At 37.0% G+C, this 21,724-nt stretch carries 23 protein-coding genes; 4 read left to right on the top strand and 19 right to left on the bottom strand.

All coding sequences use genetic code 11. The features are described from left to right. Positions 1 to 7: 7 nt before the first annotated feature. The 12 genes from spoIIAB to FCI53_RS05975 all read right to left on the bottom strand — a co-directional run bounded on the left by spoIIAB (position 8) and on the right by FCI53_RS05975 (position 10,623). Positions 8 to 448, bottom strand: a complete 441-nt coding sequence (gene spoIIAB / locus FCI53_RS06030) for an anti-sigma F factor (RefSeq protein WP_138416849.1) — start codon at positions 446 to 448, stop codon at positions 8 to 10. After that, positions 445 to 798, bottom strand: coding sequence for an anti-sigma F factor antagonist (gene spoIIAA, locus FCI53_RS06025; protein ID WP_138416847.1), 354 nt, complete (start codon positions 796 to 798; stop codon positions 445 to 447). Before spoIIAA ends, spoIIAB begins: the two co-directional genes overlap by 4 nt. Before the next feature lie 105 nt (positions 799 to 903). Beyond that, positions 904 to 2,106: a D-alanyl-D-alanine carboxypeptidase family protein gene (locus FCI53_RS06020; RefSeq protein ID WP_138416845.1), complete on the bottom strand. Its 1,203-nt coding sequence runs from the start codon at positions 2,104 to 2,106 to the stop codon at positions 904 to 906. A gap of 791 nt (positions 2,107 to 2,897) precedes the next feature. Continuing rightward, positions 2,898 to 4,199, bottom strand: coding sequence for a pyrimidine-nucleoside phosphorylase (locus FCI53_RS06015; RefSeq protein ID WP_138416843.1), 1,302 nt, complete (start codon positions 4,197 to 4,199; stop codon positions 2,898 to 2,900). 11 nt (positions 4,200 to 4,210) lie between these two features. Further along, positions 4,211 to 5,032, bottom strand: coding sequence for a purine-nucleoside phosphorylase (locus FCI53_RS06010; protein WP_138416841.1), 822 nt, complete (start codon positions 5,030 to 5,032; stop codon positions 4,211 to 4,213). A gap of 3 nt (positions 5,033 to 5,035) precedes the next feature. After that, positions 5,036 to 6,220 (bottom strand): phosphopentomutase, encoded by a 1,185-nt coding sequence (gene deoB, locus FCI53_RS06005; RefSeq protein WP_138416839.1) that lies wholly within the window; start codon positions 6,218 to 6,220, stop codon positions 5,036 to 5,038. Positions 6,221 to 6,333: 113 nt separating this feature from the next. Further along, positions 6,334 to 7,221: a site-specific tyrosine recombinase XerD gene (xerD, locus tag FCI53_RS06000; RefSeq protein ID WP_138416837.1), complete on the bottom strand. Its 888-nt coding sequence runs from the start codon at positions 7,219 to 7,221 to the stop codon at positions 6,334 to 6,336. Positions 7,222 to 7,227: 6 nt separating this feature from the next. Continuing rightward, positions 7,228 to 7,452 (bottom strand): YqzK family protein, encoded by a 225-nt coding sequence (locus tag FCI53_RS05995; protein WP_246050030.1) that lies wholly within the window; start codon positions 7,450 to 7,452, stop codon positions 7,228 to 7,230. Between the two features lie 163 nt (positions 7,453 to 7,615). Further along, the gene (gene fur / locus FCI53_RS05990; RefSeq protein ID WP_138416835.1) at positions 7,616 to 8,074 is read right to left on the bottom strand and encodes a ferric iron uptake transcriptional regulator; all 459 of its coding nucleotides are present in this window, start codon (positions 8,072 to 8,074) and stop codon (positions 7,616 to 7,618) included. 110 nt (positions 8,075 to 8,184) lie between these two features. Continuing rightward, complete coding sequence (gene spoIIM / locus FCI53_RS05985) at positions 8,185 to 8,823, bottom strand: stage II sporulation protein M (RefSeq protein ID WP_138416833.1); 639 nt, start codon at positions 8,821 to 8,823, stop codon at positions 8,185 to 8,187. An 83-nt stretch (positions 8,824 to 8,906) separates the two neighbouring features. Then, positions 8,907 to 10,076 (bottom strand): endonuclease Q family protein, encoded by a 1,170-nt coding sequence (locus tag FCI53_RS05980; protein WP_246050029.1) that lies wholly within the window; start codon positions 10,074 to 10,076, stop codon positions 8,907 to 8,909. 4 nt (positions 10,077 to 10,080) lie between these two features. Beyond that, a complete protein-coding gene (locus FCI53_RS05975; RefSeq protein ID WP_138416830.1) occupies positions 10,081 to 10,623 on the bottom strand; it encodes an NUDIX hydrolase in 543 nt (180 codons plus the stop codon). 885 nt (positions 10,624 to 11,508) lie between these two features. Between FCI53_RS05975 and FCI53_RS05970 the strand changes: the two genes are divergently transcribed. Then, positions 11,509 to 12,423: an aldo/keto reductase gene (locus tag FCI53_RS05970; RefSeq protein ID WP_138416828.1), complete on the top strand. Its 915-nt coding sequence runs from the start codon at positions 11,509 to 11,511 to the stop codon at positions 12,421 to 12,423. 88 nt (positions 12,424 to 12,511) lie between these two features. On the opposite strand, the gene FCI53_RS05965 is transcribed toward FCI53_RS05970, so the two are convergent. Genes FCI53_RS05965 through FCI53_RS05955 form a run of 3 tightly spaced genes read right to left on the bottom strand, consistent with a single transcriptional unit; the run spans position 12,512 to position 13,877 of the window. After that, complete coding sequence (locus FCI53_RS05965) at positions 12,512 to 12,739, bottom strand: YqkE family protein (protein WP_138416826.1); 228 nt, start codon at positions 12,737 to 12,739, stop codon at positions 12,512 to 12,514. Continuing rightward, positions 12,736 to 13,068, bottom strand: a complete 333-nt coding sequence (locus tag FCI53_RS05960; protein WP_138416824.1) for an iron-sulfur cluster biosynthesis family protein — start codon at positions 13,066 to 13,068, stop codon at positions 12,736 to 12,738. The genes FCI53_RS05965 and FCI53_RS05960 overlap by 4 nt, the downstream gene beginning before the upstream one ends. Before the next feature lie 17 nt (positions 13,069 to 13,085). Next, complete coding sequence (locus tag FCI53_RS05955; RefSeq protein ID WP_138416822.1) at positions 13,086 to 13,877, bottom strand: SDR family NAD(P)-dependent oxidoreductase; 792 nt, start codon at positions 13,875 to 13,877, stop codon at positions 13,086 to 13,088. 166 nt (positions 13,878 to 14,043) lie between these two features. Here FCI53_RS05955 and FCI53_RS05950 point away from each other — a divergent pair, with 166 nt between their 5' ends. The 3 genes from FCI53_RS05950 to rnz are packed head-to-tail and all read left to right on the top strand — an operon-like array spanning position 14,044 to position 16,757. Further along, entirely contained in the window at positions 14,044 to 14,784 is a 741-nt protein-coding gene (locus FCI53_RS05950) for a glycerophosphodiester phosphodiesterase (RefSeq protein WP_342774173.1), read from the top strand. A gap of 13 nt (positions 14,785 to 14,797) precedes the next feature. Beyond that, positions 14,798 to 15,820, top strand: coding sequence for an NADPH dehydrogenase NamA (namA, locus tag FCI53_RS05945; RefSeq protein WP_138416818.1), 1,023 nt, complete (start codon positions 14,798 to 14,800; stop codon positions 15,818 to 15,820). A gap of 10 nt (positions 15,821 to 15,830) precedes the next feature. Continuing rightward, the gene (rnz, locus tag FCI53_RS05940; RefSeq protein WP_138416816.1) at positions 15,831 to 16,757 is read left to right on the top strand and encodes a ribonuclease Z; all 927 of its coding nucleotides are present in this window, start codon (positions 15,831 to 15,833) and stop codon (positions 16,755 to 16,757) included. 31 nt (positions 16,758 to 16,788) lie between these two features. Here rnz and FCI53_RS05935 read toward each other — a convergent pair whose 3' ends face one another. From FCI53_RS05935 to FCI53_RS05920, 4 genes are all read right to left on the bottom strand, one after another. Continuing rightward, a complete protein-coding gene (locus tag FCI53_RS05935; RefSeq protein WP_138416815.1) occupies positions 16,789 to 18,033 on the bottom strand; it encodes a DNA polymerase IV in 1,245 nt (414 codons plus the stop codon). A gap of 390 nt (positions 18,034 to 18,423) precedes the next feature. Beyond that, positions 18,424 to 19,542 carry a M20/M25/M40 family metallo-hydrolase gene (locus FCI53_RS05930; RefSeq protein ID WP_138416813.1) on the bottom strand — a complete coding sequence of 373 codons (1,119 nt, stop codon included), beginning with the start codon at positions 19,540 to 19,542 and terminating at the stop codon, positions 18,424 to 18,426. A gap of 126 nt (positions 19,543 to 19,668) precedes the next feature. Next, on the bottom strand, positions 19,669 to 20,058 hold the full coding sequence (locus FCI53_RS05925; protein ID WP_138416811.1) for a cobalamin-dependent protein: 390 nt from the start codon (positions 20,056 to 20,058) through the stop codon (positions 19,669 to 19,671). After that, positions 20,058 to 21,653, bottom strand: coding sequence for an acyl-CoA mutase large subunit family protein (locus FCI53_RS05920; RefSeq protein WP_138416809.1), 1,596 nt, complete (start codon positions 21,651 to 21,653; stop codon positions 20,058 to 20,060). Before FCI53_RS05920 ends, FCI53_RS05925 begins: the two co-directional genes overlap by 1 nt. Positions 21,654 to 21,724: the final 71 nt, after the last annotated feature.

The following is a 21,724-nucleotide window of genomic DNA, read 5'->3' as shown; positions in this document are numbered from 1 at the left end:
CATCCCCTTAGTTGCATAAGGTTGTACTCTTCTTAAATTGTTTTTTTAATGTTACGGTAGTACCTTGATCGGGGTGCGACATAACCTCTACTTTATCCATAAAATTCTCCATGATGGTAAATCCCATACCAGACCTTTCCAATTCAGGTTTTGAGGTATATAAAGGCTGGATCGCCTCATCAATATTTGGAATTCCAACCCCTTCATCCTGGATAACTAATTCAACAACATCATCTGTTAACGTACAATGAATATGGATTTTATGATCGGGCTGATTATTATACCCATGAATGATTGCGTTGGTGACCGCTTCTGATACAACCGTTTTAATCTCTGTTAATTCATCCATTGTTGGGTCTAGCTGTGAAACAAACGCTCCAACTGTTACCCTTGCAAATGATTCGTTTGCACTTACACTCGAGAACTCTAAGTCCATTGTATTTTTCATGAAGCCACCCCCAAACTGATTAGGGCAAACTCTTCACTTTCTTCTAATCGAATAATCTTAAATAAGCCAGACATATCAAATAGACGTTTCACTGCAGGCGAAATCGAACAGACCACCATTTCTCCTCCCAATTGCTTTACTTCTTTGTACCTTCCCAAAATGACACCTAATCCAGAACTATCCATAAAAGATAAATCTTCTAAATTTAGTACCACATGCTGTGCATTCTTTTCTCTCATTGCTGTTTGCCATTCTTGTTTTAAATTCTCAGCAGTGTGATGATCTAGTTCACCAGTCAGTCGAACTAGTAGTACATTTTCTTTGTTAGTTAATTGAACAGAAAGACTCACTACAGATTCCTCCTTACTATTTCTGTAGTGAACCTTTTCTCCATTCTTTTACAGAATTCCTTCTCATCGACAAAAGAAGTGTTGAATCGCGGAAACATTATAATTTTAGTCTTTTTTCACCATTTCATTCATAGAGCGTTTAAACATAGTCCATAAACCAGCTTTTTTAACATTATCGTTAACCACTAAATCGGTTTCTGAAAGTACTTTACCATCAAGACTCACTGTTAACGTACCTACTTGGTCACCTTTTTTTAGTGGTAACTCGATGTTTTTATTGATTTGAATATCTGTTTTCACATCTTCAAGTTCTTCTCCTTTTTCATGAATAACGGAGACTGATTCGTCTGTTACGATATCGACATTACGATTATCTGCTTTAAGTAAATTTAGTTTAGAAACTGCTTCATCATTTTTGAATAGTTGATCCGTACTAAATTGATTAAACGCATAATCTAGCATTTGTGACACATCACTATTACGCTTTTTCGTAGTTTCCGCGCCCATCACAACTGCAATCGTGCGCATATCTTCTTTTTTGGCTGTGGCTGTTAAACAATACTTCGCTTTTGACGTATAACCTGTTTTTAAACCATCAACCCCATCATAAAATCTTACTAATTTATTCGTATTTACTAACCAAAATTCATCTTCCGTACCTTTCCTCAAATAATCCTCGTAAATACTCGTATAATCCGTAATTTCCTCATATTTTAGTAACTCCTTTGCCATAACCCCCATATCATGGGCCGTACTGTAATGATCATCCGCAGGAAGGCCAGTTGTGTTTACAAAATGTGTATTTTCTAACCCCAGTTCTTCTACTTTTTCATTCATTTCTTGAACGAATGCATCTACACTTCCCGATATTCGCTCAGCAAGTGCAACACTAGCATCATTACCAGATGCAACGGCTACCCCTTTTAATAAATCTTTAACGGTCATCTCTTCACCTGCTTCTAAAAATATCTGAGATCCTCCCATTGAAGCAGCGTATTCACTAACACGCACTTTTTCATCCAATGTTATTTTTTCTTGATCAAGTGCTTCCATAATCAATAAGAGGGTCATAATTTTGGTCATACTGGCAGGTGGAAGCTGTTCGTGTGCATTTTTTTCATATAATACTTTTCCAGTATCACGTTCTAATAACAATGCAGATTTGGAATTTTCTGCAAGGTTTAATTCATCCGTGTTTTCTTCCTCATTCGGCTGATTCTCACCCGATTCTTCCTCTGCGTTGATAGTTGTAGCAAAAGTTAGCATTAATGCAAAAATAGTTACTAACAGAATCATATATTTCTTCATGCCAATACCTCCAAATCATTAGTATTCATATATTTTCCATTGATGTTAATTTTTATACTAAAAAGTAAAAAGAATAAAGAAAAGCTCAGGAGGCCCATTAAGTTAGGTGTTGCACAAAAGCTATATTATACGACATAACCTTCGTAATTTTGCTCTCTACCATTCTGATTGAAATAAGTGATATACCACGCTGCGGCAGAATACTCCGCTTTCCATGGGCACGGCCTCAGCTAACTTGGTAAAGAAACCCACTTTACCAAGTGGATCTTCAGCTCGCGCTATTCCCATAGGACAAGGAAGGCTTCGTCAGTGATACATCGCACGAAGAAAATCGGTCTTTATTTTCGAGGAGTCTCCGTATTCTGCCTCCACTGTTATATGTTTTCTGATTGATGAGAGATGTAATCTTTGCAAATTTTGCAAATTCAAAATAAAGAATTACTGCATTGTTGAGTTATAACATGCCAATTAACATATGGTTTTATTAGACATAGCACTAAAAAACTTCAGAGTACTAAAAAAAGCGGAGGAAATACACCGGAGACTCCTGTGGGACTAATGGCCTCGATGAGACCCCGCAGTGAGGGACGAACGAGGAGGCTCATCAGCCACCCACGGAAAGCGTAGGTGTATTTCCGCAGCGCCGTTCACCTCTCATCTTATTAAGAATGGATAGAAGTCATATGCAGTTATGTCGTATAATATAGCTAATGCGCAATAAAAAATACAACAACAATTGTCAAGAGTATATTAAAAAAAAGCCAGATACTTTTAGAAGTATCTGACCTCTATTATTTAACGACTTTATAAATTAGTTTTGGTACATGCGGTTGTTCTGATGATATAGTAAATGCTTGTTTTACTTTTTCGATTGAATCAACAGGATTTTGTTGATCGCTATGAAGTGTGACCAATGCTTCCCCTGATTCAATTTTATCACCAATTTTTTTATTTAAAGTAATTCCAACTCCATGATTGATTTGATCATCTTTTGTTGCTCTTCCTGCACCTAGGTACATCGCTGCAATACCGATTGATTCAGCGTCAATTCCTTCTATATATCCCGGTGCCTCTGCTTCCACCGTGATATCGTGAGCAGCTTGCGGTAATTTGGATAAATCATCTATCATATCTACATTACCACCCTGCGCTTCAACAAAGGAGCGGAAGACTTCGAAGGCTTTGCCATTATCTAAATTCTCTGCTAAGCTCTCGTAAGCTTCTTCATACGTATCGAAAATTCCTGCCAACAGCGCCATCTGACTTGATAATTCCAATGACAGATCTCTTAAATCTTTGATATCTTTACCTTGTAATACATCTACTGCTTCTTTAACTTCATTCGCATTTCCAACTTCAAATCCTAACGGTTGATTCATATCACTAATGACAGCAATCGTATTTCGGCCTAAATGATTTCCAATGTTAACCATTTCTTGTGCTAAAGCTTCTGAATCTTGTAACGATTTCATAAACGCACCAGATCCAGTCTTCACATCTAAAACGATACTATCAGCACCTGAAGCTAATTTTTTACTCATAATTGATCCTGCAATTAGTGGAATGGAATCAACGGTAGCAGTCACATCTCTTAACGCATATAATTTTTTGTCAGCCGGTGCTAAATTTCCTGTTTGACCAGCAACAGCCAGTTTTATTTCATTGACATGGTCGATAAATTGCTGCTTCGTCATCTCAATGTTTAAGCCTTCGATCGATTCTAATTTATCAATTGTACCTCCAGTATGTCCTAATCCGCGACCAGACATTTTAGCAACAGGGACACCAACAGATGCTACAAGTGGACCGACAATGAATGTTGTTTTATCGCCTACCCCACCAGTCGAATGTTTGTCTACCTTATGCCCTGTAATTGGTGATAAATCAATCGTTTCACCTGAGTCCACCATTGTTTGGGTTAGTACAGCCGTTTCTTTTTCTGTCATCCCTTTGTAATAAATAGCCATTAATAATGCAGCTGCTTGATAGTCTGGTATCGAACCATTCGTATAGCCCTGTATAAAAAATTTAATCTCTTCTTCCGTTAATACTTTTCCATTTCTTTTGTTTGTTATTACATCTACCATTCTCATTTGCATCACCTCTATACTGACAGGGTACTGATTAGTTGTTTTACAAAACGTAAAAAGTCTTCACGTACTTTAGCTGTTGTTTCCATCACTTCATCATGGGATAAAGGTTGATCAAGAATTCCAGCAGCCATATTCGAGATACAAGATATTCCCAACACCTTTAGCCCTTCATGACTCGCTACAATTACTTCTGGAACCGTTGACATCCCAACAGCATCCCCACCTAATGTTCTGAGCATGCGAATCTCCGCTCCAGTTTCATAGGATGGACCCGTATTACCAACATACACACCTTCTTGGACAGACAATCCTAATTGGTCCGCACAATCTTTTGCATCCTTTATTAATTGTTTGTTGTAGGCATTTGACATATCTGGAAAACGAGGGCCAAGTTCCTTATCATTTGGACCAATCAATGGATTGGTTCCCATATTATTAATATGATCTTGAATAATCATTAAATCCCCAGGTTGAAAATTCTCATTAATACCACCTGCTGCGTTTGTTACAAACAAATGGGTAATTCCTAATTGTTTCATCACCCGAACAGGAAATGTAACTTGATCCATTGCATAGCCCTCATAATAATGAAAGCGTCCCTGCATGGCAATCACGTTTTTTCCCTCTAACTGCCCTATCACCAACTGGCCTTTATGTCCTTCTACGGTTGACACCGGAAAATTAGGAATATCTCCATAAGGTATTGTAATTGGATTTTCAACTTCATCAGCAAGTATTCCTAAACCTGAACCTAGAATAAGTCCGAGAACAGGTTGACTGGATAGTTGTTTTTCAATATAATCTGCTGCTTCTTTCACTTGATTGACTTCCATTTTTTATTTCCTCCCTATTTCATATAAAAAACTTGTTCCATGTTCCGGCATTTTCACACTAAAATTATCGGCAATTGTTGCCCCAATATCAGCAAATGTCTTACGAATAGGTAGTTCTTTCCCTTCTGTGATCCCTTTATGATGCACAAGTAATGGAACATATTCCCTTGTATGGTCTGTACCATGATGAACAGGATCATTCCCGTGATCAGCTGTGATCAGTAATAAATCGTCGTCTTTTAATTTCTCAAGTACTTCAGGTAAGCGTTTGTCAAAGGTTTCCAATGCTTCCCCGTAACCTTGTGGATCTCGACGGTGGCCATATTTTGCATCAAAGTCAACTAAATTTAAAAAATTTAATCCATGAAAAGATTTATCCATTGACTGAATAAACTTTTCCATGCCATCATCATTGTCTTTTGTACGAATGGCTTCTGTTACCCCTTCTCCATCATAGATATCTGAGATCTTTCCTAGGGCAACGACATCATATTTCTCATCCTTTAATTCATTCATAACAGTACGACCAAATGGTTTTAGTGCATAATCATGACGATTGGATGTACGTTCAAACGCCCCAGGTTCACCGATAAATGGTCTGGCAATCACACGACCAATCATATACTTTTCATCTAGAGTTAATTCTCGGGCTATTTCACAAATTTTATACTGCTCCTCGATCGGAACAACATCTTCATGGGCCGCGATCTGTAAAACGGAATCCGCTGACGTATAAACAATCAATGCCCCTGTTTTCATATGCTCCTCGCCTAATTCTTTAATGATTTCTGTACCTGAAGCTGGTTTATTTCCGATAATTTTACGACCTGTTTTTTGTTCTAAATCAGCAAGTAGTTCATCTGGAAAACCATCGGGAAATGTTCGAAATGGTTGCTCAATATGTAGTCCCATAATTTCCCAATGGCCTGTCATTGTATCTTTCCCATTAGAAGCTTCCTGCATTTTCGTGTAATGAGCGAGTGGTTGATCAGCTTTCTCAATCCCTTTGATTTCTCTTATATTGCTTAGACCGAGTTTTGCAATCGTTGGCATATTCAACCCATTCATATGTTTCGCGATATGACCAAGTGTATCTGCACCTTTATCATTAAATTGTTCAGCATCAGGAGCCTCACCAATTCCAACTGAATCCATGACAACTAAAAATATTCGATTAAAATCACTCATTTACAATCCCTCCTACTCTATTACCTTTCCTTGCTCACTTTATTTTATGCAGACAAGAGCCGGTATCATTAACATTTGCTCATTTTTTCACAATATTGATTAACCAAGAACTGTTAGGCTCTTGGATGGTGAGTCCGATAGATATCCTTTAATCTTGATTTTGATACTTGCGTATAGATTTGTGTTGTGGATATGTCAGAGTGACCTAACATTTCTTGCACTGCTCGCAAATCTGCTCCATTTTCTAATAAATGGGTTGCAAACGAATGTCGTAAAGTATGCGGTGTGACTTCTTTCCTTATTCCTACTTGATCGGTAATTGTTTTTAATATGTTTCCAAAACCTTGTCTTGTCAAAGGTTTACCATGTTGGTTGACGAACAAAGCATCTGTCTGTTTATTTTGAACCAATTGCTCTCTACTAAACTGTATATATAATTCAATTGATTCTTTCGCAATATCTCCTAACGGTACGATCCTTTCTTTTGAACCTTTCCCCAAGCACCTCACAAATCCCATTGTTAAGTGAAGGTCGCTAAGCTTTAAAGATATTAATTCAGAAACTCGAAGCCCTGTTGCATATAACATTTCCAGCATCGCCTTATTACGGATTGTTAATGGATCCTGAGCATTAATGGATAACAATTTCTCAATTTCTAATGGAGACAATACTTTCGGTAACTTCTTATCTTTTTTCGGTGTATCTATATGTAAGGTTGGATCATCAGAAATGCGATATTCACGAACTAAAAATTGATGAAATGATCGTAAGGATGATAGTGTTCTTGCAATTGTCGCTGATGATTTCCCTTGATCATTAAGTTGATACAAATAATGTTGTACATGGCCTCTTTTTACTAGATTCCATTGGTCGATCTTCGCCTCTTTTACTAAAAATAGCTTATAATTCTTCAGATCCCTTTGATAGGATGCTAGTGTATTTTGAGATAATCCTTTTTCCACACGTAAATAATGATAAAAGTCACTCAGCGCATCTTCCATTGCCCTTTACTCTCCTAACCTTAAAAATATCGAAAAGCGATCAATCCAATCTTGCTTTTGTTCACCAGAATTAACTACTTTCACAGCCTTCCCTTCAGGCGGATCATACCGGTGAAATTCTTGATATTCTGCATGAATCGCTCGCAAACCAAAATAGAATAATAACGTACACGCAATAAAAATAATAAAAATTTTTAATGTATCCTTTAACAACATCAGCATCTGTTTCATTGGACATATCTCCTTGAATGTAAAAAATAAATAGACAAGTACTACATATTACCAAGATATGCCAAAAAGGATATAAAATATACATGAGCTATTTCTTTTTATAAATTTCTTATACAATAATAAAAGCCTTTCCTATAAGAAAAGGCAGAAACTTTACTTTCGATTATGTAGTGGTATTCGCTGTTTCTTGTTGACATTGCTTACAAATACCATGAAATGTTAAACGATGATCTTTCACTTGAAAGCCCCAGTCATTCTTTACAATTTTTTCTACATCTTCCAACAAATCTTCTTCAATTTCTTCAACAGACCCGCATTCCGTACAAACAAGGTGGTGGTGAAAATGTGCTGCTCCCTCTTTTCGTAAATCGTAACGAGACACCCCATCACCAAAATTTATTTTATCAACAATTTTTAATTCTGAAAGTAATTCCAATGTGCGATAAACGGTAGCTAAACCAATTTCTGGTGATTTCTCTTTGACAAGGAGGTAAACATCCTCTGCACTTAAATGATCTTCTTCTCGTTCCAATAACACACGAACGGTCGCCTCTCGTTGTGGCGTTAATTTATAACTCTGTGCATGCAGTTGTTTTTTGATCCGATCAATCCGATGTTCCATGTCTGTACCTCCCTTATAATACCATCTTAATTATAAGCAGACAGGAAACATGTGTCAATTATATTCATTACAATTAATTATAAATAATGATTATCTTTTTATAACAATTATTATTGATAAATGGAGCGGATTACGATTTCCATCGCCTCGTTTGATACAAAGGATTCAATCATGGAAGCAACACTAATTATAAGGATCAAACTAATAAACAATAGTGAGTATCTTAGAAATGGTTGAAAAATTGGTTGTTGTAATCGTCGTGTGAAAATTTTTCGAATCAATGTTAGAGAAAAAATCATTGCTACACTGCCAGCAATCAAATACACAGGTATAATGATTAAATTTTGTGGTGCAATAGAAGCGGCTGCAAATAACAAACCTTGCCAACCCATTTGATTTACAAAAAAACCAACCGAAAAGCCAACCACTAATCCTTTAATAAACAATAAAATCCAAATTACTGGCATACCTATAACAGATAAACCTAACACAAATAACAATAGTAAGTATTTAAGGTGGTAGAAAAATGAACTTTTTAACATTTCTTGTTTTTCAACAATTGGACCTTCTAGCATTTGTGTGAAAAATTGTTCCAAATAAAAAAATAAATCTTGTTTTTGTATCCAATTCATACTATTAACGATGATAGCACCAAATATAATACCAATTAAAAATAAAACTAATACAAAGAAATAAATAACACCATGATTGTTAATATGTTCTGTAGCTAATGTCCTTTTTTTATACATGAGTACCCCCACTCTTTCTACCAGAAGTAAGCTTTAGTAAAATCTATGAGGGACTTTGATAAAATAGACCAACTAATTATAGATTAACTAGATGTTATCTTACCATATGTTCCTCCACCACCAGCTTTAACCGCGAGTTTTCCCACACGCATATCTGTAATAGTTTTTGCTAATTTACTACCGACAACCTGCTCTAGTTTATCGTAAGAAGCGTGATGGATCACATTCATTTCTGTTTGAAAATGATCTAATAGTTTCTTAAATGTTTTGGGACCTAAACCAGGTAAATACTCAAGCGGTACTTGGTGAATATATGGAGGGCGTTTCGTAACATTTTCATCCCTTTCAGCAAGCTCATCAATTCGGTCCGAAACCCCTTTTATGATTTTGGTTGAACCACATGCCTTGCAACTATTGGTATCTTCACACGGTTGAAGGCAATTCCCACAAACCGTCGTATAATACTTCCCTAATAATGGATTCATACCAAAATTACTACTGACTTCTCGATCCTTTACTTGATGAAGTGCCCATTCCAATTCTTTAAACGTAGCTTCTTTCACATGGATTTGTTGATACTCTCTAGCAATTTTTCCTAATGAATGGGCATCTGAATTGGATATAAAGGTATAATCATGTAATTCTCGAATCTTATCAGCCATTGATGTGTCTGAACTCAAACCTAATTCAATCGCATCAATTAGATCCGGATCAAATACTTCTGTTAGTGAACGTTTGACCCCTTTTCCGTATAAACTCTTAAATGGAGTAAATACATGGGCTGGAATAAATAAACCTTCTAATTCTTTCACTTTATATTGCAGTTCTTTCCCGGTACCATAATATCGTTGTGAGCTTAGATGAATATTTTTCATCCGTTCCGACAACCAATTAGAAAAACATTTCATATGCTGAAGCGTTGGAAAAAAGCAGAGTACGTGAATTGGGCCGTGGCAATACTCGTCATAAATTTCAATTTCTGAACCTAATAATAGTGTCACTTGTTCAAATGCAATCCCACCATCTTGTTGTTCAAATGCCATTTGTTGATCGATAAGTTGTTCGATTTCTGCTAAAACATTGGGTACATGACTATCAATTACCCCGACCATATCAATTCCTTTATTACGACTAGATTCGATCAGAATATTTGTTAATGTTAATGATTTAGAACCAGTAATTTTTACAGGTTTGTTGTTAAGATCTCTACCGATATGTACATGCAAGTCCGCAAAAATATGTTGAAGTGACACGTTTCTACCATCCTTTTGCTTGTAAATATAAGATCGCATAAGCTGTCTTCACATCATGAATCCGCTCTTCGCGTATCAGTTGTTCTGCCTCTTCCAAACTTACTTCCATAAGCTCCACGAATTCATCTTCATCCATTGCTTTCTTTTCTTCCAATGGTTTAACTTCCTTGGTGATGTATACGTGCAGAAGCTCATCAGCAAATCCTGGTGATGTATAAAATGAGGTTAAGTATGTCATGTTTGTCGTTGTATAGCCGGTCTCTTCTTCTAGTTCGCGGATTGCCGAACTTTTTGGGTCTTCTCCTTTTTCTAACTTTCCTGCTGGAATCTCAATAATACTTTTCTCCAATGGTTTGCGATATTGTTCCACCATCACAATTTTATTTTCTTTTGTTATGGCAATTACCGCTACAGCACCAGGATGTTTAATAATTTCACGCTTAGAAGTTTTTCCGTTTGGTAATGTCACATCATCTACTTGTAGGTTAACAACCCTACCATTAAAAATCTGTTCTGTCCCAATAGTCTTTTCTTCAAATTTTTTCATGTTTTTTATCCCCTTTTCATTCCAATTCCTTATTTCAATAAGATTATTGTTTATGTCGCAATAAATATAGACTCCGACGTAAGTTAATTAAGCCTTCTTCCTTTCTTAATAAAATGAGAGCTAAATTACCGCTGCGGAAATACACTACGCGCATCCTAAGGCGGCTGATGAGCCTCCTCGCTCGTCCACAGCACGAGGGGTCTCACCTAGGCCTTTCCTCCCGTAGGACAAGGGAAGCTACAGTGAATTCACATCGCACGCAGAAAAAGTGTTTTCCTTTTTCAAGGAGTCTCCGTGTATTTCCTTCGCTTATTCCAGTGCTCTGAAGTTTTATAGCACATGGCTTAATTAAAAAACATATACTATCCATTTTCAGTTGTTAATTAATACGTTTTAAACAGAATATTTCATTAAATTTACATTTTGAATTCGTATTATAGTTACCAATAACCAGACAACCATCCTAGCGAAGGCAGAATACGTAGACTCCTCGAAAATACAAACCAATTTTCTTCGTGCGATGTATCGCTGCCGAAGCCTTCCTTGTCCTATGGGAACAGCGCGAGCCGAAGATCCACTTGGTAAAGGAACGTAGGCTAAGATCGTCACGTCCTGTGACAACGCCTACGTGACCAACATCCTGTTGGCCCGAGGCCGTGCCTTAGGATGCGCGGAGTATTCTGCCGAAGCGATGGTATAACACTCAATCAAATTCAGTGACATTGGGCAATTTCATCAAAGTTAATTCGGAGTTTCTATCAACTACGAAATTCAATCACAAAAAGCCTAAATTTATTTTAACATAAACTAGCATTCGCAATAGTTGATTTTACTATGTATTGTTCTCTACAATAACTTGTAGAGGCTTTGAAAGGATGGGATTATATGAATAAAAATCAATTAGGTACATCTGATTTATTTGTTTCCGAACTCGCACTAGGTTGTATGTCGCTAGGAACAGATGTAAAAAAAGCACAAGCTATCGTAGACCGTGCTTTAGATAAAGGAATTAATTATTTCGATACTGCTGATTTATATGATCAAGGTCAGAATGAAGAAATTGTCGGCCAAGCTTTGAAAGGCAAACGTGATCAAGTTGTCCTAGCTACAAAAGTAGGGAATCACTTAAAAGAAGATGGAAGTTGGTTCTGGGACCCTTCAAAACATTACATAAAACAACAAGTTAAAGAGAGCTTACGTCGTCTACAAACCGATTACATTGACCTTTACCAACTACATGGGGGTACAATAGATGATCCGATTGATGAAACAATTGAAGCTTTTGAAGAATTAAAGCAAGACGGTTTAATCCGTTACTACGGAATCTCATCAATCCGTCCAAACGTGATTCGGGAGTATGTGAAAAAATCAAATATCGTTAGTGTAATGATGCAATATAGCCTATTTGATCGTAGACCTGAGGAATCTGTATTAGACCTATTACACGAAAATAACATAAGTGTTGTTGCAAGAGGCCCACTTGCAAAAGGGATGTTAAGTGACAATGCCAGTAATGTCGTAAAAACAAAGGGTAAAGAGGGTTATTTAGGATATAGTTATGATGAGTTGCAAGCGATGATTCAGAAACTGGAAGAAACAGAAGCAAATTCTAACTTAACTACAACGGCACTGCAATATGTATTAGCACATCCAACCGTTGCTAGCGCTGTATTTGGTGCAAGTTCAGTCGAACAATTAGAAAACAATGTTTCCTTTCAACAGCATAAACCACTTACAACCGAACAATATCAACAATTACAACAAATTACCAAACCGATTAACTATGATAAACATCGATAAATAATAATAATCATTAGAAAAAAGGACAGACTGCTAGTGAAATCTAACTTAAAAAAATCATTTCCTAGCGTCTGCCCTTTTTTAAAGATTATTTAAACTTTCTCCAGTCCATTTCACTTTCTTCAAGCAATTCCTCAAAACTTTTATTTGCTTCTTTTCGTTTTCGTTCCTCTATTCGCTGCAATCGTTCCTGTTCTTTCTTGTCTTCTTCTTGTTGTTTCAATGTTGTTTTCTTATTTTGTAAGGCAGATAACAATTCTGGATTTAAACGATCTTTTAAACCATTTGCTTGCTCTTCGTTTTTTCTCTTTTTCATGCGACATCACCTTTAACTAAATCATTTGCAGGAATAATAGGATTCAATATTCCCTCTGGACTAGATAACCGAAAACGCCCCCCGATAAGGTCTAGCTTCATTTGTTTTGCAAAAAAGACTGCTTGTTGATGATGAATAATTACTTGAAAATCATCACTGTCTACATCTATGAATGAGTCTTCTTTCTTATTTGTTAAGCGAATAGTAGGAACACCATTCACGCCACACCCACAATCATCGGTATCATAATATAACATTAAATATTCATAATCAGAGCTATTCATTTGCTCCATTTTTTCTAAAGCATTTGCAGTAATTTCTAATTGCATTTTGTCGCCTCCTACCCTTATTTCTTCGTAAATTGATTCTTCAGCAGCCGCTCCATTATGCCCGGAAATACTTGATAAATACGACTCCCGATATCCATCCATCGCGGTAAATTTATTTCCCTTTTTTTAGTGAATAAGGATCTGACGATGGAATTCGCGACATAATCAGGATCAAGCATATAGCGTTGAACAGAGCGTTGATAATTTCCTGATGGATCAGCAGTTTGAAAAAAGTCTGTCGCAACAGGTCCCAGATTTACTGCCGTTACATAAATACCTTTATCTGCTACCTCCATCCGTAAACCATTGGTGAAACCAATCACCGCATGTTTGGTTGCCCCATATACAGCAGATTTTGGTGTGGCGATTTTACCTGCTTGTGATCCAATATTAATTATATGTCCAAACTGTTGCTCCAGCATAGAAGGGAGCAAGTGATAAACTCCTTGAATAAGCGCAGATACATTTAACTGAAACATCCGTTCAATATCTTGCCAACGAGATTCTTCAACTAGATCAAAAATACCAACCCCCGCATTATTAATCATAGCATGAACCGGATTGATTTCGGTCACAACTCGTTGCAACACTTCACTCCATGCATCCGCGTTCGTTAAGTCTACAACATAGTAATGACAAGTAATTGCATATGCCTGAATTAATTCCGTCTGTAACTGTTGTAATTTATTTTCTGATCGAGCAATTAACACGACGTTCCCACCATTTTTTGCTATTTGTCGCGCAATTTCTTCACCAATTCCACCTGAAGCCCCTGTGATAATTATATTTTTATTTTTTACATTTGTCATCTCAAAAATCACCTATCATTTCTTATATCGTACTATTAAACATGATATTTCCATATGGTTGAAATTATAAATTCAGTAACAATTGTTTAATATCCTCCTAAATATGCAAATTGACTTTTTTTGCGAAATATTCCACAATCAGTAAGAATACCCTATTGTAGAGGTGATGCATTTGAAAACAGATATCTTTGCCCATCGCGGTGCGAGTAAATACGCGCCCGAGAATACCATGCCAGCATTTAACTTAGCCTACCAAATGGGGGCAGAAGGTATAGAAACGGACGTCCAGTTAACAAAAGATGATATACCTGTGTTGATCCATGATGAAAATGTGCGGCGAACATCAAATGGTACTGGTTTTGTACAAGATTATACACTTCGTGAACTTCAACAATTAGATGCAGGTACCTGGTTCTCTAAACAATTTAAAGATACGAGAATCCCTTCCCTCGAAGAGTTCCTACGTTGGGCAAAAACAAAAAAACTACTAATTAACTTAGAACTAAAAAATAATGTGTTAGAATATAAGGGTATGGAAAAAATTGTAAACCAGTATGTGAACTTTTTTCATTTATCCGATTCAACCATTATTACTAGTTTCAATAGTGACAGTGTTATGAAATATAATACAATCAATTGTAGCATTTCTACAGGGTTATTGACATCGCAAAAAAGCAAGGATTTACCATCTTACGCGAAAGATTTAGGTGCCGATAGTCTTCATATTAAATATCGATTGTTAAACAGGAAATTGGTACGACAATGCCAGCAACATAACATAAATTTACGAGTTTATACAGTCAATCAACCAAGCCAAATGACTCGTTGTATGAAATTAGGTTGCGATGGAATCATTACTGATGTGCCAGATATAGCATTAAAACAAAGAGATAAACTTACCAACTAGGAGGCGCATACATATGTCAACGAAGCTATTTAGTCCCATTACATTTCAAGGAATTACGCTAAAAAATAGAATTGTTATGTCCCCAATGTGTATGTATTCGTGTGAACCTGAAGACGGAACTGTACAGGACTTTCATATTACGCATTACGAATCAAGGGCAGTAGGCCAAGTTGGATTGGTTATGGTTGAAGCAACAGCCGTTCAACCTGAAGGAAGAATTTCAGCCAAAGATTTGGGAATATGGGATGATAAACACATCGAAGGTTTAAAAAAGATCACAAACCGTGTCCATGCACATGGTTCAACAACAAGCATACAATTAGCACATGCAGGTCGGAAAGCTCAATTTAACAAAGGAATAGTTGCCCCTAGTGCAATTGCATTCAGTGACCGTTACGCGACACCAGATGAAATGACGGTGACCGATATTACGAATACCATTGAAGCCTTCAAACAAGCGGCGCGACGTGTGAAACAAGCTGGTTTTGATATCATTGAAATTCACGGAGCTCACGGCTATCTTATTAATCAATTCCTTTCTCCACTAACCAATAAAAGAAATGATCAATATGGCGGATCTAAGGAAAATCGCTATCGTATGTTACGAGAAGTGATCAATGCTGTCAAATCAGAATTTTTAGGTCCAATTTTCGTACGTATCTCTGCAAATGAATATCAAGCAGATGGAAATACAATCGATGACTTTATTTACTTTTCTAGCGAAATGAAAAAACAAGGGGTTGAACTGATTGACTGTAGCTCAGGTGGTGTCGTCCCTGCTTCGATCCCTGTTTATCCAGGATATCAAGTAAAACTAGCCGAAACTATTAAACACAAAGCAAATATTGCTACAGGCGCAGTGGGATTAATTACTACTGGAATTCAAGCAGAAGAAATTTTGCAAAATGACCGAGCTGATTTGATTTTCTTAGCACGTGCATTATTAAAAAATCCCTATTGGGCCAAAGCTGCAGCTGATGAATTAAACGAAGAAATAGGAGCCCCTGAACAATATCTACGTGGTTGGAGATCATAGGAGGGATACCATGAAAATTCAGTTTCTTGGCACAGGATCAGGTGTACCTTCTAAGGAAAGAAATGTTTCCTCCATCGTATTAGACTTACTTCAAGAACAAGGAAACATGTGGATGTTTGATTGCGGTGAAGCAACACAACACCAAATTTTACAAACAACTATTAAACCTCGGAAAGTGGAGCGTATATTTATTACACATTTACATGGAGATCATATTTATGGTCTCCCGGGTTTTTTAAGTAGTCGTTCCTTTCAGAATGGAGAAACACCTGTTACGATTACAGGACCTAAAGGATTAAAAGAATACATAGAAACAAGTTTAACTGTCAGCGGGACTAAATTAAAATACCCCCTAATAGTTGAAGAAGTTTTTGAAGGGCTTATTTTTGAAAATGATCATTTTCGCGTTTTTGCCAAAAAACTAGACCATGGCTTAGAAAGCTATGGATTTCGAATCGAAGAAAAAGACAAACCAGGGCAACTACAAACAGATAAGTTACAACAAGCTGGCATCGAACCTGGCCCGATTTATCAACAAATCAAACAAAACGAAAAAGTAACATTAACTAATGGACAAACCATTTATCGTTCTGATTTTATTGGTCCAGATAAACCTGGTCGTAAGGTTACCATTTTAGGTGATACTCGTTTCATCCCAAGTTTATCCTCCTTTGTCCGAGGATCAGACCTATTAGTACATGAGGCAACCTTTGAACATGAGCATGAAAATATGGCTTATACGTATTTTCATTCCACGACGAAGCAGGCTGCTACAATTGCGAAAAACGGAGAGGTGAGAAGATTGATCTTAACCCACCTATCTTCTCGTTATCAAGAAGAAAATTATCAACAATTAATAGATGAAGCACAGGAAATTTTCGATCAAACGTCAATTGCTTACGATTTTTATGAAACAGAAATACCAGCAAAAGGTTAAAAAGTAAGAGGCTGTTCCTATGAACAGCCTCTTACTTTTTAAAATCATCTAGAAAATCCTTTTGAAAGCTGGTTCGCGGTTGGTCATCTGATTTAGGCTCGATCTTTTTAAATGGGTTTTTTCCGTATTTTTCAGTCAAATGATCAATCGCTTGATATAGTGGTTCTTTTTCCGCTTCCTTTTGGTAGGTAAACAAATCAAGTTGGTGAACTATCTCATCTTTTTCGACGATATCTTGAACTGTTACCCCTAATAAACGAATTGGATCTCCTGTCCAATGATTTTCAAAAAGGTCAAGACTGGTTATATAGATTTCTTCTTCAGTTTCAATATACTCAGGTAATTTCACGCTTCTCGTCACTGTTTTTCGATCATAATAGCGGATCATGAGTTGCACATTTTGGCCAACAACTTGTTTTCGCTTCAACCTGGTTGCTACCTTACGTGCTAACTGTCTCATTAATCGTTGGATTGTTAATTCATCTGTTGTATCATGTGCCAATGTTTGTGAGTTTCCAATGCTTTTAAATTCATAAATGGCATCTGGATCGACAGGAGTTGAATCGATTCCGTTCGCCCTGTCTTTTAAACGCTCTCCGTTAATGCCTAGCAATCTTTTTAATTGAAATGTATCAGCATCTGCTAAATCTTTGATCGTATAAATATCAATTTTATTTAGTTTAATGGCAGTTTTTTCGCCAACTCCATGCATCTCTTTAACAGGTAGTGGCCATAGCTTTTTGGGTAAATCTCTTTTCCTTAGTACTGTTATACCCATTGGCTTTCTCATATCGGAAGCCATTTTTGCAAGAAATTTATTAGGAGCAATTCCAATACTACAAGGAAGGTCTAATTCATCCTTAATTCGTTGTTGAATCGAAGCAGCAATATCTAGGGGAGATCCTAAGTGTTGGCATGCCGTAATATCCATATACCCTTCATCAATGGAAACAGGTTGAACAAAGGTTGTTACTTCAGACAAAATTTTGAACATTTCACTTGAAGCAAAACGGTATCTATCAAAATTGGGGCGCATAACAACTAGATCCGGACATAGTTTCCGTGCCTCCCATAATGGCATCGTTGTCTTCACACCTTTTGCTCTTGCTTCGTAACTACTTGTTACAATAATTCCCTTCCTCTCTTCTGGGTTACCAGCAATCGCGACAGGTTTTCCTTTTAACTTCGGATTATATGCCATTTCTACTGATGCATAGAAACTGTTCATATCAACATGGAAGATGACTCTTCCATTTTTTGGGTACCATTTAGACATTAGGATCTTCCTTTATTCGTACGATTAGAAAGCGAACAACCATTCTCATTCTATTATAGCATAGCCCATTCCGCTTTATGAAATCATTCAATTATTGATCACTTCCTTTTGAGTTTCTCATAAAAAATTGTTGTCTTTGTCACAAACTATAAACTCCTAGGGCACTTTTGCGTATGCTTGTACATGTCGTTTCTCGGGAATTCACGACACTAAATTCATTACCCGCTCTGTTTTTATGTCGCTTTTACATTTATGTCCATTAAATGGAAGGAAGCAATTATGTTACATCGGAGTTTCTATTTACTACGACATAACAACGTTCTTTTAGAAATCAACATAAAAAACCAGAGCCATAGAGGAAAACTCTTGAGATAGCTCTGGTTTATTTCATTATTTTGCTGCTTCTTGTGTAATAGCAGTGATTAATTCTGCTACTTTTACTAAATCATCAATTGGCATACGTTCATTGGTTGTATGTATATCTTCATAGCCAACAGCAAGATTTACAGTTGGAATACCATGACCGGAGATAATATTTGCATCACTTCCGCCACCACTTTCTAATAACTTACTATCACGACCAATTGTTTTTGCAGCTCTTCTTGCAACTTCTACAACGTGATCGCCTTCTTGTTGTTTATAGCCTGGATACATAACATTTACATCAAGTTCTACACTTCCACCCATTTTTTCAGCTGTTTCAGTAAATGCTCTTTTCATTTTATCTACTTGTGTTTTCATTTTTTCTGGTACAAGAGAACGTGCTTCAGCAAGTATTTCAACATGATCACAAACAATATTTGTTTTACTTCCACCTTCAAACCGTCCAATATTCGCTGTTGTTTCCTCGTCAATCCGACCTAACGGCATTTTAGCAATTGCTTTAGCCGCAATGGTAATTGCTGAGACCCCATTCTCAGGAGCAACACCAGCGTGAGCGGTTTTGCCTTTTACAATAGCATTTACTTTTGCTTGGGTTGGGGCTGCAACAATGATATCTCCCACCGTGCCATTACTATCGATTGCATAACCGTATGATGCATTGACAAGAGACATATCTAACTCTTTTGCCCCAACTAGACCAGATTCTTCTCCAGCGGTAATAATGAATTGAATATCACCATGCTGTAAATTTTGTTCTTTCAATACACGGATTGTTTCAAAAATAGCAGCAAGTCCTGCTTTATCATCTGCTCCAAGAATTGTTGTACCATCACTCTTCACATACCCATCTTCAATCTGCGGCTTGACATTTTGACCTGGTACAACTGTATCCATATGGGAGGTAAAATAAATCGTATCAACGTCTTGTTTGTTTCCTTTTAAATTACAAATTAAATTCCCTGCACCATGACCTGTTCTTGATTGACTATCATCTTCGACTACTTCCAAACCAAGGTCTGTGAACTTTTGTTTTAAAATCATTGCTATTTCACCTTCATTCTTCGTTTCAGAATCTATTTGAACGAGCTCCAAAAATTCGTTTACAAGTCGTTTTTGATTAATCATTGTCTATTTCCTCCTTTTTACAACCACTAGTTATACGTTAGCGAAAGTGTCGAAAGTTGTCAATTAAATGTTAGAAGCACTAGTTTGTACATACACGGTTATAGTTCACATTTTGCAAAAAGCATACTATTTTATTGTATAAATATAGTCAACAAATGCCTCGATCGATTGTTCTCTAGCAAAAATCTTTACAATACCTTGCTGATATAAATAGTCCCAATGCTCTAGGGGAATCAGCCCACCAGCAACGACAGGGATGGAACGTTTCGTTTTCCTATTTAGTTCTCGGACCACTTTTGGAAAAAGTTGAAGGTGAGCGCCAGATAAAGATGAAAGCGCAACAACATCCACTTCCTCGCTTATCGCGCGCTCCACTACTTGTGCTGGTGTATTTCGTATACCTGTATAGAAAACAGTCAGTCCCCGTTCTTGTAAAGCCCGCGCTAGAATAAGTGCCCCACGATCATGACCATCCAGTCCAACTTTAGCTATTAAAACACGAACCGATTTAGTCATCACAACCGCTCCTTATATTCCCCAAACTGTTTACGCAACACGTCACATATCTCTCCGATAGTACAATATGCTTTTACAGCCCTCAATATATATGGCATTAGATTAATCTGTGGCTGACACGCTACTTGTTCAAGCTGGGCTAAAGTTGTCCTCACTTCATCAGTAGATCTTTGCTGTTTTATCCTCAACAAGGATGCTTTTTGTACTTGTGGATCTGCTCCCTGTTCCAATTCAAAATGAACTGGGTGCGCTTGATATTCATGGTCCTGTTTCATAGACACTTGTTTTTGATAGTCTTGATACGCTTGTTGTTGAATCTTATGTTTGAAAAATCCTGTCTCAGTAGCCTTAATGGCACCTCCTATTTGATCGATTTCATTTAGATGTTGATAAATCTGCTCTTCTAATTGATCCGTTAACGCTTCAACGTAGTATGATCCTCCAAGTGGGTCAACTGTTTCCGTAACACCCGTTTCCTTCGCTAAAATTTGTTGAATACGTAAGGCTTGTTGAGCGGATTCTTTATTTGGCAATGTATAAGCTTCGTCCCAACCATTTGTATGAAGACTTTGTGTTCCTCCTAAAATAGCTGTTAGGGCTTGTAAAGTAACACGTGTTATATTATTTAATGGTTCTTTTGAAGATAAAGTGGATCCTGCCGTTTGAGTGTGAAAACGCAGTTTCATGCTATTTGGATTTTTGGCTTTATATTCATTTTTCATGATTGAAGCCCAAATCCGTCTAGCGGCCCTAAATTTAGCAATTTCTTCAAATACATGGCTATGTGCCGAGAAAAAAAATGACATGCGTGGTGCGAACTGATCCACTTCTAAACCATCATGCAATCCAGCATTTAAATATTCCTTTGCATTTGCAAACGTATAAGCAATTTCCTGAGCAGCGGTTGCCCCAGACTCTCGCATATGATATCCTGATATGCTAATTGGATGATAGTGTGGAAGATGAGCCTCACAAAACTGCAGAATATTAGTAAACAGCCGAATAGATGGTATTGGAGGAAAAATATACGTCCCACGGGCAATGTATTCTTTTAGAATATCATTTTGGACCGTTCCCTTAAGCTTAGCAGAATCTACCCCTTGCTTTTCAGCAACTGCTACATACATACAAAGAAGGATAGCTGCTGGAGCGTTAATCGTCATAGAAGTACTCACTTGATCAAGCGGAATCGACTTAAACACTTTTTCCATGTCAGCTAACGTGTCAATCGCAACTCCTACTTTTCCTACTTCCCCCTCTGCTAAACTATGATCAGAATCCATTCCTAACTGTGTTGGCAAATCAAAGGCAACAGATAAAGCTGTCTGTCCTTCACTTAACAAATAATGAAAACGATTATTCGTATCTTGGCTAGATCCAAAACCTGCATATTGTCGAAATGACCATAGCCGTTGACAATACATGGTAGGATAGATTCCTCTCGTATAAGGATAACAACCAGGAAAACCAATTTTTTGTAAATCCTTCTTAGTACAATATTGAGGACCATATACGTATTTTCTATTTATGCTTTTATCTTGCAATCTAAATTTCTTCCTGTTTTTTATTTTTTTCACTTGCTCCTTTCGTGACATTAAAACCCCCTCCTTTCTTCTAAATTGTATTCGAGTTCTACTTGTCCAAATGAAAGATTACATGTAAAATA

The sequence above is a fragment of the Aquibacillus sediminis genome (assembly GCF_005870085.1).
GTDB lineage: Bacteria > Bacillota > Bacilli > Bacillales > Amphibacillaceae > Aquibacillus_E > Aquibacillus_E sediminis.
Note: the sequence above shows the minus strand (reverse complement) of the source record. Positions and strands in the feature narration are given on the sequence as shown.

Excerpts from the sequence above, each read along its gene's own strand:
- FCI53_RS05965 (WP_138416826.1), bottom strand. The coding sequence starts at position 12,739 with ATGAAAAAGAGAAAAAACGAAGAGCAAGCAAATGGTTTAAAAGATCGT.
- FCI53_RS05930 (WP_138416813.1), bottom strand. The coding sequence starts at position 19,542 with ATGATTAATCAAAAACGACTTGTAAACGAATTTTTGGAGCTCGTTCAA.
- FCI53_RS05935 (WP_138416815.1), bottom strand. The coding sequence starts at position 18,033 with ATGTCTAAATGGTACCCAAAAAATGGAAGAGTCATCTTCCATGTTGAT.
- fur (WP_138416835.1), bottom strand. The coding sequence starts at position 8,074 with ATGGAACATCGGATTGATCGGATCAAAAAACAACTGCATGCACAGAGT.
- FCI53_RS06020 (WP_138416845.1), bottom strand. The coding sequence starts at position 2,106 with ATGAAGAAATATATGATTCTGTTAGTAACTATTTTTGCATTAATGCTA.
- namA (WP_138416818.1), top strand. The coding sequence starts at position 14,798 with ATGTCAACGAAGCTATTTAGTCCCATTACATTTCAAGGAATTACGCTA.
- spoIIM (WP_138416833.1), bottom strand. The coding sequence starts at position 8,823 with ATGTATAAAAAAAGGACATTAGCTACAGAACATATTAACAATCATGGT.
- FCI53_RS05995 (WP_246050030.1), bottom strand. The coding sequence starts at position 7,452 with ATGAAACAGATGCTGATGTTGTTAAAGGATACATTAAAAATTTTTATT.
- spoIIAB (WP_138416849.1), bottom strand. The coding sequence starts at position 448 with ATGAAAAATACAATGGACTTAGAGTTCTCGAGTGTAAGTGCAAACGAA.
- deoB (WP_138416839.1), bottom strand. The coding sequence starts at position 6,220 with ATGAGTGATTTTAATCGAATATTTTTAGTTGTCATGGATTCAGTTGGA.
- FCI53_RS05960 (WP_138416824.1), bottom strand. The coding sequence starts at position 13,068 with ATGCAATTAGAAATTACTGCAAATGCTTTAGAAAAAATGGAGCAAATG.
- FCI53_RS05955 (WP_138416822.1), bottom strand. The coding sequence starts at position 13,877 with ATGACAAATGTAAAAAATAAAAATATAATTATCACAGGGGCTTCAGGT.
- FCI53_RS05970 (WP_138416828.1), top strand. The coding sequence starts at position 11,509 with ATGAATAAAAATCAATTAGGTACATCTGATTTATTTGTTTCCGAACTC.
- FCI53_RS06010 (WP_138416841.1), bottom strand. The coding sequence starts at position 5,032 with ATGGAAGTCAATCAAGTGAAAGAAGCAGCAGATTATATTGAAAAACAA.
- rnz (WP_138416816.1), top strand. The coding sequence starts at position 15,831 with ATGAAAATTCAGTTTCTTGGCACAGGATCAGGTGTACCTTCTAAGGAA.
- FCI53_RS05975 (WP_138416830.1), bottom strand. The coding sequence starts at position 10,623 with ATGAAAAAATTTGAAGAAAAGACTATTGGGACAGAACAGATTTTTAAT.
- FCI53_RS05920 (WP_138416809.1), bottom strand. The coding sequence starts at position 21,653 with ATGTCACGAAAGGAGCAAGTGAAAAAAATAAAAAACAGGAAGAAATTT.
- FCI53_RS06015 (WP_138416843.1), bottom strand. The coding sequence starts at position 4,199 with ATGAGAATGGTAGATGTAATAACAAACAAAAGAAATGGAAAAGTATTA.
- FCI53_RS05925 (WP_138416811.1), bottom strand. The coding sequence starts at position 20,058 with ATGACTAAATCGGTTCGTGTTTTAATAGCTAAAGTTGGACTGGATGGT.
- FCI53_RS05950 (WP_342774173.1), top strand. The coding sequence starts at position 14,044 with ATGCATTTGAAAACAGATATCTTTGCCCATCGCGGTGCGAGTAAATAC.
- xerD (WP_138416837.1), bottom strand. The coding sequence starts at position 7,221 with ATGGAAGATGCGCTGAGTGACTTTTATCATTATTTACGTGTGGAAAAA.